The organism is Sphingomonas sp. Root720 (assembly GCF_001428605.1).
GTDB lineage: Bacteria > Pseudomonadota > Alphaproteobacteria > Sphingomonadales > Sphingomonadaceae > Rhizorhabdus.
On record NZ_LMID01000016.1, the window covers coordinates 35010 to 52959 of the forward strand.

Annotated in this window: 17 protein-coding genes; 9 read left to right on the top strand and 8 right to left on the bottom strand. The window is 67.2% G+C overall.

Annotated features, from left to right (window positions below):
* Positions 1-24: 24 nt before the first annotated feature.
* On the bottom strand, positions 25-1887 hold the full coding sequence (locus tag ASE22_RS24925) for a sensor histidine kinase (RefSeq protein WP_056366365.1): 1863 nt from the start codon (positions 1885-1887) through the stop codon (positions 25-27).
* Positions 1888-2065: 178 nt separating this feature from the next.
* Here ASE22_RS24925 and ASE22_RS24930 point away from each other — a divergent pair, with 178 nt between their 5' ends.
* Entirely contained in the window at positions 2066-2542 is a 477-nt protein-coding gene (locus ASE22_RS24930) for an Lrp/AsnC family transcriptional regulator (protein ID WP_056366368.1), read from the top strand.
* A 76-nt stretch (positions 2543-2618) separates the two neighbouring features.
* Here ASE22_RS24930 and ASE22_RS24935 read toward each other — a convergent pair whose 3' ends face one another.
* A complete protein-coding gene (locus ASE22_RS24935) occupies positions 2619-3893 on the bottom strand; it encodes a hypothetical protein (protein ID WP_056366372.1) in 1275 nt (424 codons plus the stop codon).
* 197 nt (positions 3894-4090) lie between these two features.
* Between ASE22_RS24935 and yaaA the strand changes: the two genes are divergently transcribed.
* From yaaA to gyrA, 3 genes are all read left to right on the top strand, one after another.
* Positions 4091-4852, top strand: a complete 762-nt coding sequence (yaaA, locus tag ASE22_RS24940) for a peroxide stress protein YaaA (RefSeq protein WP_056366375.1) — start codon at positions 4091-4093, stop codon at positions 4850-4852.
* 61 nt (positions 4853-4913) lie between these two features.
* Positions 4914-5087, top strand: a complete 174-nt coding sequence (locus tag ASE22_RS27395; protein WP_200933296.1) for a hypothetical protein — start codon at positions 4914-4916, stop codon at positions 5085-5087.
* A 153-nt stretch (positions 5088-5240) separates the two neighbouring features.
* The gene (gene gyrA / locus ASE22_RS24945; protein WP_056366378.1) at positions 5241-8009 is read left to right on the top strand and encodes a DNA gyrase subunit A; all 2769 of its coding nucleotides are present in this window, start codon (positions 5241-5243) and stop codon (positions 8007-8009) included.
* Between the two features lie 87 nt (positions 8010-8096).
* On the opposite strand, the gene ASE22_RS24950 is transcribed toward gyrA, so the two are convergent.
* From ASE22_RS24950 to ASE22_RS24965, 4 genes are read right to left on the bottom strand one after another with little or no spacing between them, the layout of a single operon-like run.
* Positions 8097-8537 carry a host attachment family protein gene (locus ASE22_RS24950; protein ID WP_056366381.1) on the bottom strand — a complete coding sequence of 147 codons (441 nt, stop codon included), beginning with the start codon at positions 8535-8537 and terminating at the stop codon, positions 8097-8099.
* 59 nt (positions 8538-8596) lie between these two features.
* Positions 8597-8959, bottom strand: coding sequence for a type II toxin-antitoxin system death-on-curing family toxin (locus tag ASE22_RS24955; protein ID WP_235536039.1), 363 nt, complete (start codon positions 8957-8959; stop codon positions 8597-8599).
* A 20-nt stretch (positions 8960-8979) separates the two neighbouring features.
* Positions 8980-9210 (bottom strand): AbrB/MazE/SpoVT family DNA-binding domain-containing protein, encoded by a 231-nt coding sequence (locus tag ASE22_RS24960; protein ID WP_056366387.1) that lies wholly within the window; start codon positions 9208-9210, stop codon positions 8980-8982.
* 31 nt (positions 9211-9241) lie between these two features.
* On the bottom strand, positions 9242-9526 hold the full coding sequence (locus tag ASE22_RS24965) for a hypothetical protein (RefSeq protein ID WP_056366390.1): 285 nt from the start codon (positions 9524-9526) through the stop codon (positions 9242-9244).
* A gap of 20 nt (positions 9527-9546) precedes the next feature.
* Between ASE22_RS24965 and ASE22_RS24970 the strand changes: the two genes are divergently transcribed.
* Positions 9547-10719: a hypothetical protein gene (locus ASE22_RS24970; protein ID WP_056366393.1), complete on the top strand. Its 1173-nt coding sequence runs from the start codon at positions 9547-9549 to the stop codon at positions 10717-10719.
* Positions 10712-12106, top strand: a complete 1395-nt coding sequence (locus ASE22_RS24975) for a cytochrome P450 (protein ID WP_056366397.1) — start codon at positions 10712-10714, stop codon at positions 12104-12106. Before ASE22_RS24970 ends, ASE22_RS24975 begins: the two co-directional genes overlap by 8 nt.
* Here ASE22_RS24975 and ASE22_RS26440 read toward each other — a convergent pair.
* Complete coding sequence (locus ASE22_RS26440) at positions 12013-12885, bottom strand: AraC family transcriptional regulator (protein ID WP_082545852.1); 873 nt, start codon at positions 12883-12885, stop codon at positions 12013-12015. The genes ASE22_RS24975 and ASE22_RS26440 overlap by 94 nt on opposite strands.
* Before the next feature lie 86 nt (positions 12886-12971).
* On the opposite strand from ASE22_RS26440, the gene ASE22_RS24985 reads away from it, so the two are divergent.
* On the top strand, positions 12972-13733 hold the full coding sequence (locus tag ASE22_RS24985; protein ID WP_056366405.1) for a class I SAM-dependent methyltransferase: 762 nt from the start codon (positions 12972-12974) through the stop codon (positions 13731-13733).
* Positions 13734-13767: 34 nt separating this feature from the next.
* Here ASE22_RS24985 and ASE22_RS24990 read toward each other — a convergent pair whose 3' ends face one another.
* Complete coding sequence (locus ASE22_RS24990; protein WP_082545851.1) at positions 13768-14451, bottom strand: HAD family hydrolase; 684 nt, start codon at positions 14449-14451, stop codon at positions 13768-13770.
* Between the two features lie 60 nt (positions 14452-14511).
* Here ASE22_RS24990 and glmU point away from each other — a divergent pair, with 60 nt between their 5' ends.
* Together glmU and glmS are read left to right on the top strand one after the other, a co-directional pair.
* On the top strand, positions 14512-15870 hold the full coding sequence (gene glmU, locus ASE22_RS24995; RefSeq protein ID WP_056366411.1) for a bifunctional UDP-N-acetylglucosamine diphosphorylase/glucosamine-1-phosphate N-acetyltransferase GlmU: 1359 nt from the start codon (positions 14512-14514) through the stop codon (positions 15868-15870).
* Positions 15871-16092: 222 nt separating this feature from the next.
* On the top strand, positions 16093-17919 hold the full coding sequence (gene glmS, locus ASE22_RS25000; protein ID WP_056366413.1) for a glutamine--fructose-6-phosphate transaminase (isomerizing): 1827 nt from the start codon (positions 16093-16095) through the stop codon (positions 17917-17919).
* Positions 17920-17950 lie beyond the last annotated feature (31 nt).

Here is a 17950-nt window from a genome sequence, read left to right on the forward strand (position 1 = left end):
GCCGAGCCTTTTCCGCGCGGCAAGCTAGACCGCGTCCTGTTCGGCGCGCTGGTCGCCCAGCGGCAGGCTCAGATAGAAGCGGGTGGTGTCGATCTCGAGCATGCCGCCGCTGGCGATCGCGAGGTTGCGGACGAGGCGGAGCGCGAAACCCAGCCCGAGCACGGGCGCATCGGGCCAGTTGCCGCCCGGATTATAGCCGGGATCGAGCAGCATCTTCTCGTCGCGCCCTTCGAGCGAGCGCGGGCGCAGGATCGTCAGCAGCATGTGGCTCGACCGGCGCGGGTCGCGCTGCAGGTCGACGCTGATCCGTTCGCCCTCGCCCGCCATGGCGATCGTCGCGGCCAGCAAGCGCGACAACATCCGCTCGACGGTGGGCGCGTCGACCGCGATCGGCGGGAGGGTGGAATCGATTCGGAAGGCGAGGCCGCTCGCCCGGTCCTTGGCGACCGTCTCGAAATTGGCATGGAGCCGGGTCAGGATCGCACCGGCGTCGACCGCCGACGAACCATGCGCCGGCTGGTCCGCCGTGCGCGCCGCGGCGACCATGTCGAGATCCTCGACCGCGCTGAGCAGCTTCCTGCTCTGCTCGAGTATCTCCTGGGCGCGACCGCGATAGGATGCGGCGGCGGGCCCGCGCATCTGCCCGTCGATCATCTCGGAAAACCCGATGATCGCATTGAGCGGGGTCCGCAATTCGTGGACGAGGTGGCGCAGCGAGTCGTTGAGCCCCGGTTCGGCCGGACGGCCCGCGCCGCCCGCCATCACGGCCGCGCTCTCGTCGGCGCGCGGGCGCCGCGCGGTGCCGCGATAGCCACTGAACCGGCCGTCCTTGGGATCGAAGAAGGGCACCGCCGAAATCCGCCAGTCGCCTGAAGCGGCCCCTTGCCCGGCGATCGTCAGCCGTGCGTCGCGGAACGGGGTGCGGCTGCGATAGGCACCGGCGGCGTGGCCATCGACGCCGTGGTCGGTCTGGTGGGCCGCGACGGCGATGGTCTCGCCGATCACCGGCCCGCGCGGCACGCCCTGCACCCAGCAGATCACGCCGTCGACCCCGGTCTCGAAGCGGAAATTATCGACCCTGCCCGCCATGCCGTCGCCGTCGTGCGCGGACTCGGCCACCCCGTCGCCGTCCGCCGCAGGCCCCGCCTGGGGATAGCGGCTGCGAAACGTCTCGATACGGGACAGAAGTTCGCGGATCTGGCTCTCGCCCGACAGCGGCAGCGGCTCGACCGATTCGGCGAGCCATTCGGCGGCGCCGGCGAGACGCGGCTCGTCCCCCGATTCCACCAGGTCGGGCGCGGGCGCGGGTGCGGTCTCGTCCGGGACGATGGCGGCGGCCGGTGGCTCGGGCTCGACTTCCTGGGCCTCGGCGACCAGTTCCTCGATCGGCGCGGCGAGCGGCGCAAGGCTGGCCTCGGGTTTCGCCACCGGGCCGGGGATCAGGAAATCGCTGCTGCCGAAACCTTCGAGGGCCTGCTCGACGTCGCGTCCGAGATCGCGCCGGTTGCGCAGCAGGTTGCGCGCGCTAGGCGTGAGCCGGGGCAGGAGATCGAGCCACTGCCTGGCGCGCAGGATGACATGCCCGAGCATCGGCGCGGCGATGTGCGGCAGGTCCTCGGCGAAGAGCAGGACGAGCTCGGGCGGCACCCGGCGTCCTGCCAGGCCGCGTCCGGCCGCCAGCCGCAGGTCGACCGGAATCTCAGGTCGCACCGAGCGCAGGAAATTATAGGCGTCGACGGCGCGTGGCGCATCGACCAGCGGATCGTCGACGCGATGCCCGCGCCCCTGCGCCAGCACGTCGACCACCTGCCGCCAGAGGATCGCCCTGGCTTCAGGCGTCGGCGCCGGTTGCGCAAGCAACGTGGCCAGCATGTCATCGAAACGCAAAGGCCCGCCTCCAACTCGGTGTTGAACGGGTTTGAGCCACCGTTCCCCCGGCGCTGGATATTAGATTGCATCGGCGCCACCGGAAAGAGCGTTTGAGACGGAGTGGCGCGTGCTATTTTAATTGCACTATCCGGAAACTTTATTCTACGGATGACCGCAGTTTTTGAAAGGTTGCTCCATGTCCGCCCCGTCGCTTGATCAAATCGATCGCACCATCCTGCACGAGCTGCAGGAGGACGGGCGGATGACCAACGTCGATCTGGCGAAGAAGGCCGGCCTCACCGCTCCACCCTGCCTCCGCCGTGTCCGCGCGCTGGAAGAGGCCGGGGTGATCGAAAGCTATCATGCCCGCCTCAATGCCGCTGCCCTTGGCTACGGCATCACCGTGTTCGCGCTGGTGTCGCTGCGCAGCCAGGCCGAGGAGGATCTCCGGCAGTTCGAGGGGCATGTCGCCGCGCTGGCCGAGGTCCGCGAATGCCATATGCTCAACGGCGAGATCGACTTCATCCTGAAGATCGTCGCGCACGATCTACAGGCCTTCCAGCAGTTTCTGACATCGCAGCTCACGACCGCCCCGAATGTCGCCAGCGTGAAAACCTCGCTGACGATCAGGACGTCCAAGGATATCCCCGGCATCCCGGTGGACGGCATCTGACACCCGTTGCCGGGCCGCTCCGATACAGAAAAGGGCCCGGCGCCGCTGGCGCACGGGCCCTTTCTTCGAAGATGCCTTACGAGGTCGGCGGGTTCTGGGCCCAGACCTTCCCATAGCTGGCGAGCGTGGCGTAGGTGCCGGTGGTGACCGCGTCGAACGCCGCCTTGGCACCGGCCTTGTCGCCGGCCTGGGCGAGGGCGAGGCCGAGGCGGAAATTGGCCTGGCCCGCGTCAGCGCCGGGCTTGGTCAGCGCGACTTTGTAGAGCTCGGCCGCCTTCGCATAGTCCTTGTAGCCATAGACCAGGTCGGCCGTGGTCATGACCGACTTGAACGTCGACTTGGCGCCGTTGGCCGCCGTGACGGCCGCCGGGATCGACGCCTTGTCGGCCCCGAGCTTGGGCTGCGACAGCGCGATGATCTCGCGGGTGTTCTGGCTGGTCGAGGCGTTCAGCTTGCCCGCTGCTATGCCTTCCTTGAGGACGTCGACGGCCTCGTTCGGGAAACGCAGGTAAACCGCCAGCGCATAGTCGATATAGTTCGACTGGGCCGACAGCGGCAGTACCCCGGCCGCGCGCGACAGGCGCAGCAGGTCGAGATCGACATCGCCCGACAGGCCGGCCATCTGGCGATAGATGAACAGCGAATCATGCCAGTTCTGCTTGACCGGATAGGCGGTCAGCCAGGCGGTGGTGATCTTCACGAACTCGTTCGGCAGTTTGCCGCGCGAGGCCATGTCGGCGCCACGGCCATACCATTCGCTCGGCGCGGCCTGGCCGGCGGCGGCCTTGGCGTCGATCACCTTCTGAAGGGTCGCCAGCGCCTCGGTGGTCTTGCCGTTGCGCGACTGGGCGTCGGCGAGGATCGCATAGGCATCCGCCTCGGTGCTGCCTGCGGCGATGGCGCGCGAGAGCGAGGCTTCGGCCTTGGTATAGTTCTTCGCCTGATAGGCGAACTGGCCCTGGAACCAGTAATATTTGGACCGCTGCTCGTCGGTGAGCTGGTTGGCGGCCTCGCCGGTGGCGATCAACTCGTCGAGCGCCGCCGACAGCTTAGCCTGGTCGCCGCTCGCCTGCGCCGCGTTGAGGCCATATTGCGCGACGGCGAACTGCTCGTCGGGGGTCTTGGCGAGCTGCTTGGCCTGCGCCAGGGCCGCGTCGGCGGCGGGGATGTTCTTGGCCTTGATCGCGGCATCCGCCTCGCCGAGCGGCTTGCGGATTTCCTGGCCTATCTTCAGCTGCGGCGTAGCCGCCTCATCCTTCTTCTTGGCGGCGAGGACGGGGCTGGACGGTGCCACCGCGGCGACGGCAACGCCTAGCGCCGCGACCAGCGCAAAACGGGACGTGAATTTCATGCTTCAGGCCTCCTAGACGACGGCCGAAGGGGAGCGGCCGCCGGTAAAACACGCCGGTTGACTAATCGCTCCCTCGTCCCCGCACAAGCACGGGCGAAACGATCCGGCTTCACTCGTCGCTCTCTAGGCACCATTCGCTGAATGGCGATTGAACCGGACCGGTTGATCGGGTGCACGCAGATGGCTAGGGCAAGCCGATGCTACTCCTGCTCTCGCCCGCCAAATCGCTCGATTATGCAAGCCCGCTGCCGGCGGTCGAGGCGACCGCGCCGCGCTTCGCCGAGGAGGCGCTGGCGACCGCGCAGGCGGCCGCGAAACTGGGGCCGAAGAAGCTGGCCGGGCTGATGAGCATCTCGGACAAGCTCGCGAAGCTCAACGCCGACCGCTATGCCGGCTTTGCGGACCAGGAGGAGCGGCCCGCGCTCTACGCCTTCGCCGGCGACGTCTATGTCGGCTTCGAGGCGAGAACCCTCGACGAGCCCGCGATCGGTTTCGCGCAGGACCATGTCCGCATCCTGTCCGGCCTTTACGGCCTTCTCCGACCGCTCGACCTGATCCGGCCCTACCGCCTGGAAATGGGAACGCGCTGGGCGCCGGGTCGCAAGAAGAACCTCTATCAGCTGTGGGGCAGCAAGATATCCGACGCGCTGGCGGCGGACCTGCTGGCCGAAGGATCGGACGTCGTCATCAATTGCGCCAGCAAGGAATATTGGCACGCCGTCGAACAGGCCCCGCCGAGCGGCATCCGCATCATCACCATGGATTTCCGCGAACTGACGCCGCAGGGCCTGGTGTTCAACAGCTTCGGCGCGAAGCGGGCGCGGGGGATGATGGCGCGCTGGATGAGCGAGCATCGGATCACCGACCCGGAAGGACTGAAAGGTTTCGACAGCGACGGCTACGCCTTCGCGGCCGACGGATCGGACGATTCGATCTGGCGCTTCGTCAAGCCGCGCTGAACGCACAGGAACCTCGCGCGCTTCGGCCCGTTGGTGCATCAGATCGACGGGAGACAGGATCATGGACAGCCAGCCGCACCCTACCGACCGGGACAAGGGCAACGGCGTCGAAGTCACGACCGACGAAGCCCGCGCCGGCGCGACGCCGCACATGACGCGCTATATCCTCGGCTGGGGACTCGCGCTCGTCATCATCGCCTTCCTCATCGTCCTGGCGGTGAACAACTGGGGATGACGAATATCGCGCGGCCGGCCGTCGCGCGATCGTAACGCTACCGCTCTATCGGCAGTATCGGCTCTAGCCTTCGTGACAGTCCTTCGTTAGGAGCATCTGGGCCCCCTTCCCGGGGGTCATACGAGCGCTTCAACGAACACGGACCGACAGACTTTGGCCAGCGTACCGCCGCCCATCGAAAACAGCGACATTTCCCCGATCTCGATCGTCGACGAGATGAAGTCGAGCTATCTCGACTACGCCATGTCGGTGATCGTTGCGCGGGCACTTCCCGACGTCCGCGACGGACTGAAGCCGGTCCATCGCCGCATTCTCTATGCGTGCCAGGAAGGCGGGTTCGTTCCGGGGCGGCCCTATCGCAAATCGGCCAAGATCGTCGGCGACGTGATGGGCAACTATCACCCGCATGGGGACAGCTCGATCTACATGGCCCTCGCCCGCATGGCGCAGGACTGGGCGATGCGTGTCATGCTCATCGACGGCCAGGGCAATTTCGGATCGATGGATCCCGATCTGCCAGCGTCGATGCGCTACACCGAGGCCAGGCTCAGCAAGCCTGCCATGGCGCTGCTGGCGGACATCGACAAAGATACGGTCGACTTCGGTCCCAACTATGACGGTTCGCTCACCGAACCGCTGGTCCTGCCGGCGCGCTTTCCCAACCTGCTGGTCAACGGCGCAGGCGGCATCGCCGTCGGCATGGCGACCAACATCCCGCCGCACAATCTCGGTGAGGTCATCGCCGCGTGCAAGGCGTACATCGCCAACGGCGCGATCAGCATCGACGAGCTGCACGAGATCATCCCCGGTCCGGACTTCCCGACCGGCGGCCTGATCCTGGGCAAGGGCGGCGCGCGCAACGCCTATCATAACGGCAAGGGCTCGATCATCATGCGCTCGCGCCATGTGGTCGAGGAAGGCCGTGGCGAGAAGCGCGCGATCGTGCTCACCGAAATCCCCTATCAGGTCGGCAAGTCCGGCCTGGTCGAAGGCATCGCCGAGGCCGCCAAGGACAAGCGGATCGAGGGCATCAGCGACATCCGCGACGAATCGAGCCGTCTCGGCGTCCGCATCGTCATCGAGCTGAAGCGCGACGCGACGCCCGAGGTGGTGCTCAACCAGCTCTGGCGCCACACCCAGGCGCAGACCAGCTTCCCGGCGAACATGCTGGCGATCCGCGGCGGACGCCCGGAAGTGCTGACGCTGCGCGACATCATCGAGGCGTTCGTCAAGTTCCGCGAGGAAGTGATCACCCGCCGGTCGAAGTTCGAGCTGGCGAAGGCGCGCGACCGCGCCCACGTCCTGCTCGGCCTCGTCATCGCGGTCACCAACCTCGACGAGGTGGTGAAGATCATCCGCGGTTCGGCGAGCCCCGCCGAGGCGCGCGCCGCGCTGATCTCGCGCGAATGGCCGCGCGCCGAGATCGAGCCCTATATCAAGCTGGTCGAGGCGGTCGAATCGGTCGGCGATTCCCCAACCTACCGGCTGACCGACATCCAGGTCCGCGCCATCCTCGACCTGCGCCTGCACCGCCTCACCGCGCTCGGCCGCGACGAGATCGGCGACGAACTGGCGACGCTGGCTTCGTCGATCGCCGAACTGCTCCACATCCTCAGCGACCGCGCGCGCCTCTACGAGGTGATGCTCGAGGAATTCGACGCGATCCTCGTCGAGTTCGCCACCCCTCGCAAGACCGAGATCGCCCCCGCCGGCGACTCGATCGACGACGAGGACCTGATCGAGCGCGAGGACATGGTCGTCACCGTGACCCATGGCGGCTACATCAAGCGCACCCCGCTCGAGGCGTTCCGCGCGCAGCGGCGCGGCGGCAAGGGCCGCTCGGGCATGTCGACCAAGGAAGAGGATGCCGTCACCGAGCTGTTCGTGACGAGCACCCACACCCCGGTCCTGTTCTTCTCGGACCACGGCAAGGTCTACCGCAAGAAGGTGTGGCGCCTGCCGGAAGGCGCGCCGCAGGCGCGCGGCCGGCCGATGATCAACCTGCTGCCGCTGGCACCGGACGAGAAGATCACCACCGTCCTGCCGCTTCCCGAGGACGAGGAAAGCTGGGGCGCGCTGCACGTCGTCTTCGTGACCGCGCACGGCAATATCCGCCGCAATTCCATGGATGCCTTCGCCAATGTGCCGACCAACGGCAAATTCGCGATGCGTTTCGACGAGGACGCGCAGAAGGGCAAGGCGGGCGACCGCCTGATCGGCGTCGCGCTGCTCACCGAGACCGACGACGTGATGATGGCGACCCGCGGCGGCAAGGCGATCCGCTTCTCCGCCACCGACGTCCGCGAATTCCAGAGCCGCACCTCGACCGGCGTGCGCGGCATCCTGCTCAAGGACGGCGACGAGGTGATCTCGCTGTCGATCCTGCGCGGCTTCGACGCCACCACCGAGGAACGCGACGCCTATCTGCGCGCGGCGCCCTGGAAGGACAATGACGCCGAACCGACGCTGTCGCCGGAGCGGATGAAGCAGTTCGAGGAAGCCGAGGAGTTCATTCTCACGGTCTGCGCGAACGGCTATGGCAAGCGCAGCTCGGCCTATGAATATCGACGTACCGGGCGCGGCGGCCAGGGCATCACCAGCATCGACAATCTCGAGCGCAATGGCCCGGTCGTCGCGAGCTTCCCGGCGCATAATGGCGAGCAGCTGATGCTCGTCACCGACCAGGCCAAGCTGATCCGCCTGTCGGTGGGCGACACCCGCGTGATCGGTCGCAACTCGGCCGGCGTCCGCCTGTTCAACGTGGCCGACGACGAGCATGTCGTCGGTGCCGCGCGGATCGAGGAAAGCGACGACGAGGCCGAGGCCGATCTGGGCGACGGCATCGGCGAGATCGCCCCCGCCGACGATGCGGTGGTGGGCGACGACCTCGCCGACGGCGGAGAGGCTTCCGATCAGGAGTGACGTCATCCCGGCGAAAGCCGGGATCTCACTAGCTTGCCGGGACGAAGAAAAATGAGATCCTCGCTTTCGCGAGGATGACGAGGATCGTCACACCCCCTTCAGCACCTCCTCGAGCTTGTCGATCGGGTGGTTGACGAGATCCTTGTCGACCTCGGCCACGATCTTCGCCTCGACCGCCTTGTCATAATGCTGGCGCAGTTCGCCCAGCGTGCGCGGCGGCGCCACCACCACGAGCTGATCGATCCCGTCCTGACGGACCCGCCGCGCGAGCAACTCCGCGGTGTCCTTGGCGAAGCGGTCCTCCTCCATTTGATGATAGTCGGGTTCCTCCATCGTGCCCTGCCGCCCGCCGACCTGGCTCATCGCCCGGCCCGGAGCATCGGTCTTCAGGTCGCGATCCTCGAGCCCCGCCTGGGCGCGCTGGTCCTCGACGACGAGGTTGAGGAACTCGGCGTCGCCTTCATTGCGCAGGAACAGCGATTTGCGGCCGTCGGCGACCAGAACGAGCGCGTCGTGGGAAATGCGCATGGATGCTCTCCTTTCAGGGGTTTGAGGGAGAACGCGCGATCACGCGGCGAGGTTGCGGATCACGTCGGGACGATACGCTGGCGAAACCATGAAGCGACCTGTTCCTCGGCCAGCCTGCCGGCGGACAGATCGACGACCATGTTCAAGGCTTCCGCCTTGTCGAAAACAAGCTCGATGCCATTGGCCATCAGGAAAAGACGAGCGACGATCCAGGCGCTCCGCTTATTGCCGTCCGCGAAGCCATGGTTTCGAGCGAAGCCGAAGGCATAGGCGGCAGCCAGCGCCGCAGCATCGGGTTTGCCATAGGCCGCAAGATTCAGCGGTCGTGCCAGCGCCGACTCCAGCGCACCCTGATCCCGAACACCGGCAAGCCCGCCATGCTCCGCCAGTTGGCGGTCATGCAGCGCATGCACGACCGACATGGCGACCCATTTCCACGCGGTCATTTCGCCAGGATACGCAGAACATCCCTGTCTTCGCGCATGATCGTTTCGGCCATGCGCATCTGCTCTTCGAACGCGGGATCATAGGGCGTGATGCGGAAGCTCCCATCGGGGGCCTCGCTCAGATAGAGTGTGTCACCCCGATCGGCCCGAAGCCGCGCGAGCACGTCCTTCGGCAGTACGACGCCCGTCGAATTGCCTATCGCAACGAGTTTTACCGGCTTGGTCATACAAATGTTATAACGGCGAAGGCCAACGCCTTCAATAGCGCCGGAAAATCTTCCGGATCAGCTGCCCCCGCCACGGCCGGCCGTGATAGTTGAAGAAGAACCAGCCATAGACCGTGGTGAAATAGAGCACGAGGAAGGCCAGCGGATCGCGGTTCGCGCGCATGTGGCGGTAGAGCGCGAGGTCGGCGGCGCGGCGGTCGCGCTCGGTGCCGCCGCCATATATGCCGTAGGCATTGTCGTGGGCGCGGCAGCCGGCATTGCGATTATGCCTGGAGCCGTCCATGAAGAGACAATACTGACGTTCCTTGTCAGCCATGGGTCGAGTAAGCAGCGGCGATGCCGGCGTTCAAGCGGAAAATCTTCTATCTCAGCGGTTTCGATCCCCGGGGCGCCCGCTTCTACCACCAGCTCTATGCCGAACAGGCCGGGCTGTTCGGGCGCACGGCGAACCGCGCGATCAGCGTCGGCAAGCGCCGCCGCGCGCCGCCGCATTCGGTCGCATGGACGATCGAGGACAAGGGCAGCGACGAGGGGGGCAGCGACGAGGGGGGCCGCGACAGGGACGACGGCGCGGTCACGGACCATGTCTTCCTCGGCTGGGACGATGTCGTCCGCAGCCATTGGGTCAAGAATCCGCTCGCGCTGCTCCGTCGCTCGGTCGCAGCCTATTGGAACTTCACGCGGCTGCTCGACTGGCCGATCGTAAAGACTTTTCCCTGGGGCGTCCGCTTCGCCTTCTATTACCCCGGCGTCTCGACGATCCTGCTGCCGATCCTGTTCGGCCTTCTGCTCGCGCTGCCGCTGATCCTGCTGCTCGGCTCGACCTGGGGCGTGGCTGCGGCGGCGCTGGTCGGCATCGCCGTCGCGATGTTCGTGGTGAAGAAGATCCAGGGCTTCTGGCTGCTGCGCTTCATCATCTTCAACGACACGCTGGCGAGCGAGCGCCTGCCGGCCGACGTCGACGACCGCATGGCCGAGTTCGCCGGCCAGATCCGCGCCAGCTTCGACGAGGACTGGGACGAGATATTGTTCGTCACCCACAGCAACGGGTCGATCCTGGCGGTGCCGATCATGGCGCAGCTGCTGGAGGAGCATGGCGGCGCCCTGCCCGACCGGTTCAGCCTGGTGACCCTGGGGTCGTGCATCGCGCTGATCGGCAACCGCAAGGACAGCCGCCGCTTCCATGCGCTGCTCGAACGGGTCGGCCAGGGCGACTTCCGCTGGCTCGACATCGGGTCGATCACCGACGGCGCCTGCATCGCCGGAATCGATCCCTGCATCAGCTGCGCCCAGCCCCGCCGCGCCCGGCTGTTCCAGACCAGCCCGCGCTGGTTCAGATATTGCGATCCGGCGACCTATGAGGCGCGCCGCCGCAACAAATACGAGACCCATTTCGACTATCTGCGGACCTTCGACCGCATCTCGCCGCTCGATTATCTCGCGATCAGCTCGGGGCCGCGCCCGCTGACCGATTCGATCGCGGCGTTCAAGGCCGAGAACGATGTCTGACGCGCCCGAGTGCGCGGGATCTTTTACCCCGCCCTATCCGATCCCGCACAAGAGCAAGGCATCGCTGTTCAAGCGCTTCCTGACCGGCTGGAACAGCTGGATCCACACGCTGTTCGACCGCAGCTACACGATGCAGATGGGCGAGATCCGCCTGCCGAAGCTCGATTTCTTCATCGCCAACGACCTGTCGGTGGTCGACCGGGTGATGGACGACCGGGAAAAGGTCTTCCCCAAGCACCGCTTCCTTAACGAGCTGCTCGATCCGCTGATCGGCAACAGCGTCTTCTCGGCCAACGGCCGGGACTGGGAAGAACAGCGCGAAATGGTCAACCCGGCCTTCGCGCATACCAACCTCAAGCGCGTCTTCCCGGCGATGCAGGGGGCGGTCGACGACCTGCTGGCGACGATCGACGCGATGGACCGGTCGAAACCGATCGAGGTCGATCCGCTGATGACCCATGTCGCGGCGGACATCATCTATCGCACCATCTTCTCGGTGAAGCTCGACCAGGCCAGCGCCGACCAGATCTACCACGCCTTCCACCGCTACCAGAAGAACATCCAGCCCGGCGCGATGCTCAAGCTCTACGGCCTGCCGCTGCTCGGCTATCGCCGCCGCGCGGCGCGGGCCGCGGCCGAGATCCACGCGGTGTTCGGTCCGATCGTCCAGACGCGCTACGACGCCTGGCACGGTGGCAGCGGCGCGGCGCAGGCCGACATCCTCCAGTCGCTGCTCGAGGCGCGCCATCCGGTCAGCGGCGAGCCTTTCACCTATCTCAACATCATGGAGCAGGTGTCGACGATCTTCCTGGCCGGCCATGAGACCGCCGCTTCGGCTATGACCTGGGCGCTCTACCTGCTGGCCGAATGCCCGCATTGGCAGGACGCGCTGATCGGCGAGATCGACGGCGAGACCGGGGGAGCGCCGATCGCCTTCGAGCATCTCCGCGCACTCGGCGGCGTCCGCAACCTGTTCCGCGAGACGCTGCGCCTCTATCCGCCGGTCAGCTTCCTGGTGCGCGAGGTGACCGCGCCGACGACGATGCGCGACAAGCTGCTCCACAAGGGCGCGATGATCGTGATCTCGCCCTGGCTGATCCAGCGCAACCGCAACAACTGGAAATGCCCGCACGCCTTCGCGCCCGAGCGGTTCGACGATCCCGAGGAGGCCGAAGCCTGCCGCCGCGCCTATATGCCGTTCGGCAAGGGCCCGCGCATCTGCATCGGCGCGGGCTTCGCCCAGCAGGAAGGCATGCTGATCCTCGCCAGCATCGTCCGCGCTTTCCGCCTGCGCTATCCCGATATCCCGAAACCCGAACCGGTCAGCCGCCTGACGTTGCGGCCCAAGCGCGCGGTCCGGCTCTGGTTCGACACCCGCGCCCGGTAATCGGTCGGGCTTTCCCCTGCAAGCTGTGCGAAGGCCTTGGCGAAGGCGCTGAGCGAGGCATAGCCGACCTCGGCCGCCACGTCGGTGACGCGGCCGCCATCGGCGAGCATGCCCATCGCCCGCAGGATACGCAGCTGAGTGACCCAGGCCTGCCATCCCATCCCCGTCTCGCGCCGGATGACGCGGCGGAAGCTGCGTTCGGACATGGCCGCCGCCGCGACCGCCGCCGGCAGGTCGATCGCGGCCGGATCGGCCACGGCGCGGTCCATCGCCCGCACGATCCCCGGATGTCGCGCACCCGGCAGGCTGAGCGGCAATTCGCTTTCCAGCCATTCGCCGCACATCAGCGCCAGGGTCCGGAAGAAGCTCTGCGCCACGGGATCGCTATCGGCCACCGCCTGCGGCCAGCGCAGGGCATGGAGGATCATCTCGCGCATGACCGGGCTGGCGACGAGGATGCGGACCCGATCGCCGGCATCCGCCACCGCCTCGGGCGCGAAATAGAGCGAGGCGGTATCGACGTCGTGGACGAGGGTCCGGTGCCGCCGGCCCGCCGGGATCCAGGCGGCGCGGCCGGTGGGCATCAGATAGCGGGCCGCATCGGTCTCGATCTGCACCGTGCCCGCCACCGCATAGATGAGCTGGTGATAGGGATGGTCGTGCCAGTCGTAGGAAATCGCGCGCTCGGGATCGCGAAAGGAGAAGGCTGCCCCGCTGGGACGGGCGAGCCCATATTCCTCGAGCGCGGTACGGGTTGCGGGCTGGTCGAGTGTGCGCATTGGCCGATTCAAGCTGATGAATGACCGGATGACGTTAGTCGGCCATTCGCAAGAAGGCTAGACCGGCGCTCCACCCGGAGGACAGCATGAACGACGATATCCGCCACAATGACCGCATCATCAGCCAGTTCACGCGCTGGGCGCAGCCCTTCGCCGATCTGCCGATCCATGCGGAGGAGGATGGCATGGGCCGCACCCTGGCCGCGGCGGCGATCGGTCCGGCCGATCATGTCCTCGACGTCGCCTGCGGTCCCGGCATCGTCGCCTGCGCCGCCGCCGCCCATGCCGCCCATGTCACCGGCATCGACCTGACCCCGGCGATGATCGAGCAGGCCCGCGCACGCCAGGCCGCGGCGGGCCTCGCCAATCTCGACTGGCGAACCGGCGACGCCACCGCCCTGCCCTTCGCCGACGACAGCTTCGACCGGGTCGTCACCCGCTACAGCTTCCACCATCTGCGCGAACCGGGCCGCGCGCTGGCCGAGATGCGGCGCGTCTGCCGGCCCGGCGGCCGGGTCGTCGTGATCGACGCGACCCCAGCGCCCGAATGCCAGGCCGCCTATGACCGGATGGAGACGCTGCGCGATCCGTCGCACAGCAGCGCGCTGACGGTCGAGCAGCTCCGCGGGCTGGGCCGCGCGGCGGCGCTGACCGAACTGAGCGTCGACAGCTACCGGCTGGAGGCGCTGCTCTCGACCCTGGCCGATGCCGACGACATGGCCGCGCTCGACGCGATGTTCGACGCCGACATCGCCGAGGGGAAGGACCGGATCGGCGTCCAGGCGCGGCGCACGGCGGACGGCATCCGCTTCCACTTCCCGATCTCGATCGTCGCGTGGCACCGCTGAGGCCTCACGGCGTCAGCAGGCATGTCGTTCCGGATCAGCTTCGCCCGATCGCCCCGAGCCGTTCCAGCGTCGGGATCAGCTCGTCGAAATGGTCGATCAGCGCGGCAGCGTCGAGCTGTTCGGGCGGACGGTCGGAGAAGCCGAAGCTGACCGCCACGGTCGGGATGTTGGCGTTGCGGCCGGTATCGGTGTCGGTGATCGAGTCGCCGACATAGGCTGCCCGGCCGCCGCCGCAGCGGGCGATCGCCTCGAACAGCGGCGCGGGGTCGGGCTTGCGGACGGGCAGCGTATCGCCGCCGACCAGCGCGTCGAACCGGTCGGCCCAGCCGAGTTCGTCGATGCAGCGCCGCGCAAGATGTTCGGCCTTGTTGGTGCAGACCGCAAGCTTGACCCCGCGCGCGGCCAGATGGTCGAGCGCCGCGTTCAGGCCGGGAAAGATCCGCGTCCCATCGGCGATATGGGCGAGATAATAGTCGATGAAGATCGGGAAGCCCCGCTCGACCAGGTCCTCGGTCATCTCGCCGGTCGCTGCGAGCCCCTTCTGGAGCAGCGCACGCGCACCGTGGCCGACCATGTGGCGGACATCGTCGGCCGGCACCGACCGCCGCCCCAGTTCGCCGAGCGCATGGTTGAGCGCGGCGGTGAGGTCCGGGGCGGTGTCGGCAAGGGTGCCGTCGAGATCGAAGGCGACGACGTCGAAGGGAAAATCGGCTGGCATGGACGCTCCTTCCCCGGCCCATATGGAAAAGGCAAGCGCTTCGTGGCACATGATCGCACCATGACGAGCCGCCCCTTCGCAGCGTTGATCCTTGCCGCCGGCAAGGGCACCCGCATGAAATCCGACCTCCACAAGGTGCTGCACCCGATCGCGGGCCGGCCGATGCTCGGCCATCTGATCGCCGCGATCGACGGGCTGGGCGCCGCGAGAAAGCTGGTCGTGACCGGTGCGGGACGCGAGCAGGTCGAGGCCTTCGTCGCACCGCTCGGGGTCGATGTCGCGACGCAGGAGCCGCAGCTCGGCACGGCGCACGCCGTCCAGCAGGGCGAGGCCGCGCTCGGGGATTTCGACGGCGACATCCTGATCCTCTACGGCGACGTGCCGCTGGTCCCTGTCGAGACGATGCGGCGGATGCTCGACCGGCTGCACGGCGGCGATGCGCCCGTCGCGGTCGTCCTCGGCTTCCGTCCGGCCGATCCTCTCGCCTATGGCCGCATCCTCGCGCGCGGCGACGGCACGATCGACGACATGGTCGAGTATAAGGACGCGACAACCGAGCAGCGCGCCATCGGCCTGTGCAATTCCGGCCTGATGGCGGTCAAGGGGCGCGAACTCTGGCGCCTTCTCGCCAAGGTCGGCAACGACAATGCCGCCGGCGAATATTATCTGCCCGACATCGTCCGGATCGCCCGCGCCGAAGGCGGCCGGTCGGTGGTGATCGAGGCCGAGGCCTGGGAAGTCGCCGGGGTCAACAGCCGCGCCGAGCTCGCCGCGGTCGAGGCCGGATGGCAGCAGCGCCGCCGCCTGGCCGCCATGGCCGACGGCGCCACCCTGATCGCGCCCGAGACGGTGTGGTTCAGCCACGACACGCTGGTCGGCCGCGACGTGGTGATCGAACCCAACGTCTTCTTCGGACCGAAGGTGCGGATCGGCGACGGGGTCACCATCCGGGGCTTCAGCCACATCGAGGGCGCGACGGTCCAAACCGGGGCCGAGATCGGCCCCTATGCGCGGCTACGGCCCGGCGCCGACATCGGCGAAGGTGCCAAGATCGGCAATTTCGTCGAGGTCAAGAACGGCCGCTTCGGCAAGGGCGCCAAGGCCAACCACCTCGCCTATATCGGCGACGCCGACGTGGGGGCGAAGGCGAACATCGGGGCGGGCACGATCACCTGCAACTATGACGGCTTCCTCAAATATCGCACCGTCATCGGCGCGGGCGCGTTCATCGGATCGAACAGCGCGCTGGTCGCGCCGGTGACGATCGGCGACGGCGCGATCGTCGGCGCGGGATCGACCGTCACCGAGGACATCGAGGCCGACGCGCTGGCCGTGGCGCGGGGCAGGCAGGAGGCGCGCGCCGGCTGGGCCGCACGTTTCCGGGAAAGAATGCAGGCGAAGAAGGCGGCGCGCAAATAGGCTGCACAGCCATGATGATTACCGTCATCCCGGCGAAAGCCGGGGTATCCCTGCCTTTTGCACTTCGGCGCGAAGGGCGAAGAGAAGGGAGATCCTGGGTTTCGCCAGGATGACAGGGAGCGGAGCCTCCCACACGCAATCCCATCCTGCGATTGTCAGCCGCGATTAATAGTGCTTTGAGCAGGAGCGCGGCAGGTTTGCGAACTGGTGGGGCGTTGGTCGATGTGTGGCATTATCGGCATTGTTGGTAGCGAGGATGTGGCCGACCGGCTGGTCGCGGGTCTTCGCCGGCTCGAATATCGCGGCTATGATTCCGCAGGCATCTGCACGATCCACGACGGGCGGCTCGACCGCCGCCGCGCCGAGGGCAAGCTCGACAATCTCGCCAAGAAGCTCGCCGCCGATCCGCTGCCCGGCGTCATCGGCATCGCCCACACCCGCTGGGCGACCCATGGCGCCCCGACCCAGGACAATGCCCACCCGCACGCGACGAGCGAGGTGGCGCTGGTCCACAACGGCATCATCGAGAATTTCAAGCCGCTGCGCGACGAGCTGATCGCCCAGGGCCGGACCTTCGAGAGCCAGACCGATACCGAAGTCGTCGCGCAGCTGATCTCCGCCGACGTAGAAAAGGGCATGGACCCGGTCGAGGCGGTGCGGACCAACCTGAAGCGGCTGCACGGCGCCTTCGCGCTGGCAATCCTGTTCCGCCAGAACCCCGACATGCTGATCGGCGCGCGGCTGGGGTCGCCGCTGGTCGTCGGCTATGGCGACAATGGCGAGACCTATCTCGGCTCGGACGCGCTGGCGCTCGCCCCGCTGACCCAACAGATCAGCTATCTCGACGAGGGCGACTGGGTCGTCATCACCCGCGAGAAGACCCAGATCTACGACAAGGACGACCAGCCGGTCGAGCGCGCCGTGGTCAATTCGGGCGCGGCGAACCTGACGATCGACAAGGGCAACCACCGCCATTTCATGCTCAAGGAGATCTATGAGCAGCCGATCGTGGTGGCCCAGACGCTGAAATCCTATGTCCGCCGGCTCGAAGGCCAGGTGTCGCTGCCGATCCCCGATTTCGACCTGAGCTCGATCCGCCGCGTCACGATCGTCGCCTGCGGGACCAGCTTCTATGCCGGCATGGTCGCCAAATACTGGTTCGAGCAGTTCGCGCGCGTGCCGGTCGACCTCGACGTCGCGTCGGAGTTCCGATACCGCGCGCCGGTGATGGAAGAGGGCGGCCTCGCCCTGTTCATCAGCCAGTCGGGCGAGACCGCCGACACGCTGGCGGCGCTGCGCCACGCCCGTGCGGAAGGACAGAAGATCGCGGTGGTGGTCAACGTCCCGACCTCGACCATGGCGCGCGAGGCCGACCTGCTGCTGCCGACCCATGCGGGGCCAGAGATCGGCGTCGCCTCCACCAAGGCCTTTACCTGCCAACTCGCGGTGCTGGCCGCGCTCGCGGCGAACCTCGCCCGCGCCAAGGGCCGGCTCAACGACAGGGCCGAGAAGGAACTCGTCCGCCACCTGTCGGAGGCGCCCGCCGCGATCAATGGCGCGCTGGCCTATGACGAGGCGATCCAGGCGATGGCCGGGGTCATCGCTGTGGCCCGTGACGTGCTCTATCTGGGGCGGGGCACCGATTATCCGCTCGCACTCGAAGGCGCGCTGAAGCTCAAGGAGATCAGCTATATCCACGCCGAGGGCTATGCCGCCGGCGAGATGAAGCATGGCCCGATCGCCCTGATCGACGAAAACGTCCCCGTGATCGTCATCGCGCCGTCGGGGCCGCTGTTCGACAAGACCGTGTCGAACATGCAGGAGGTGCAGGCGCGCGGCGGCAAGGTGGTGCTGATCTCCGACTATGACGGCATCCAGGCAGCCGGCGAAGGCTGCATGGCGACGATCACCATGCCCAAGGTCCACCCGCTGATCGCGCCGATCGTCTATGCGATCCCGGTCCAGCTACTCGCCTATCACGTCGCCGTGGCGAAGGGGACCGACGTCGATCAGCCCCGCAACCTCGCCAAGTCGGTGACGGTCGAGTAGGCGGCACCGCCTCTCGCCGTCATCAGGGCAG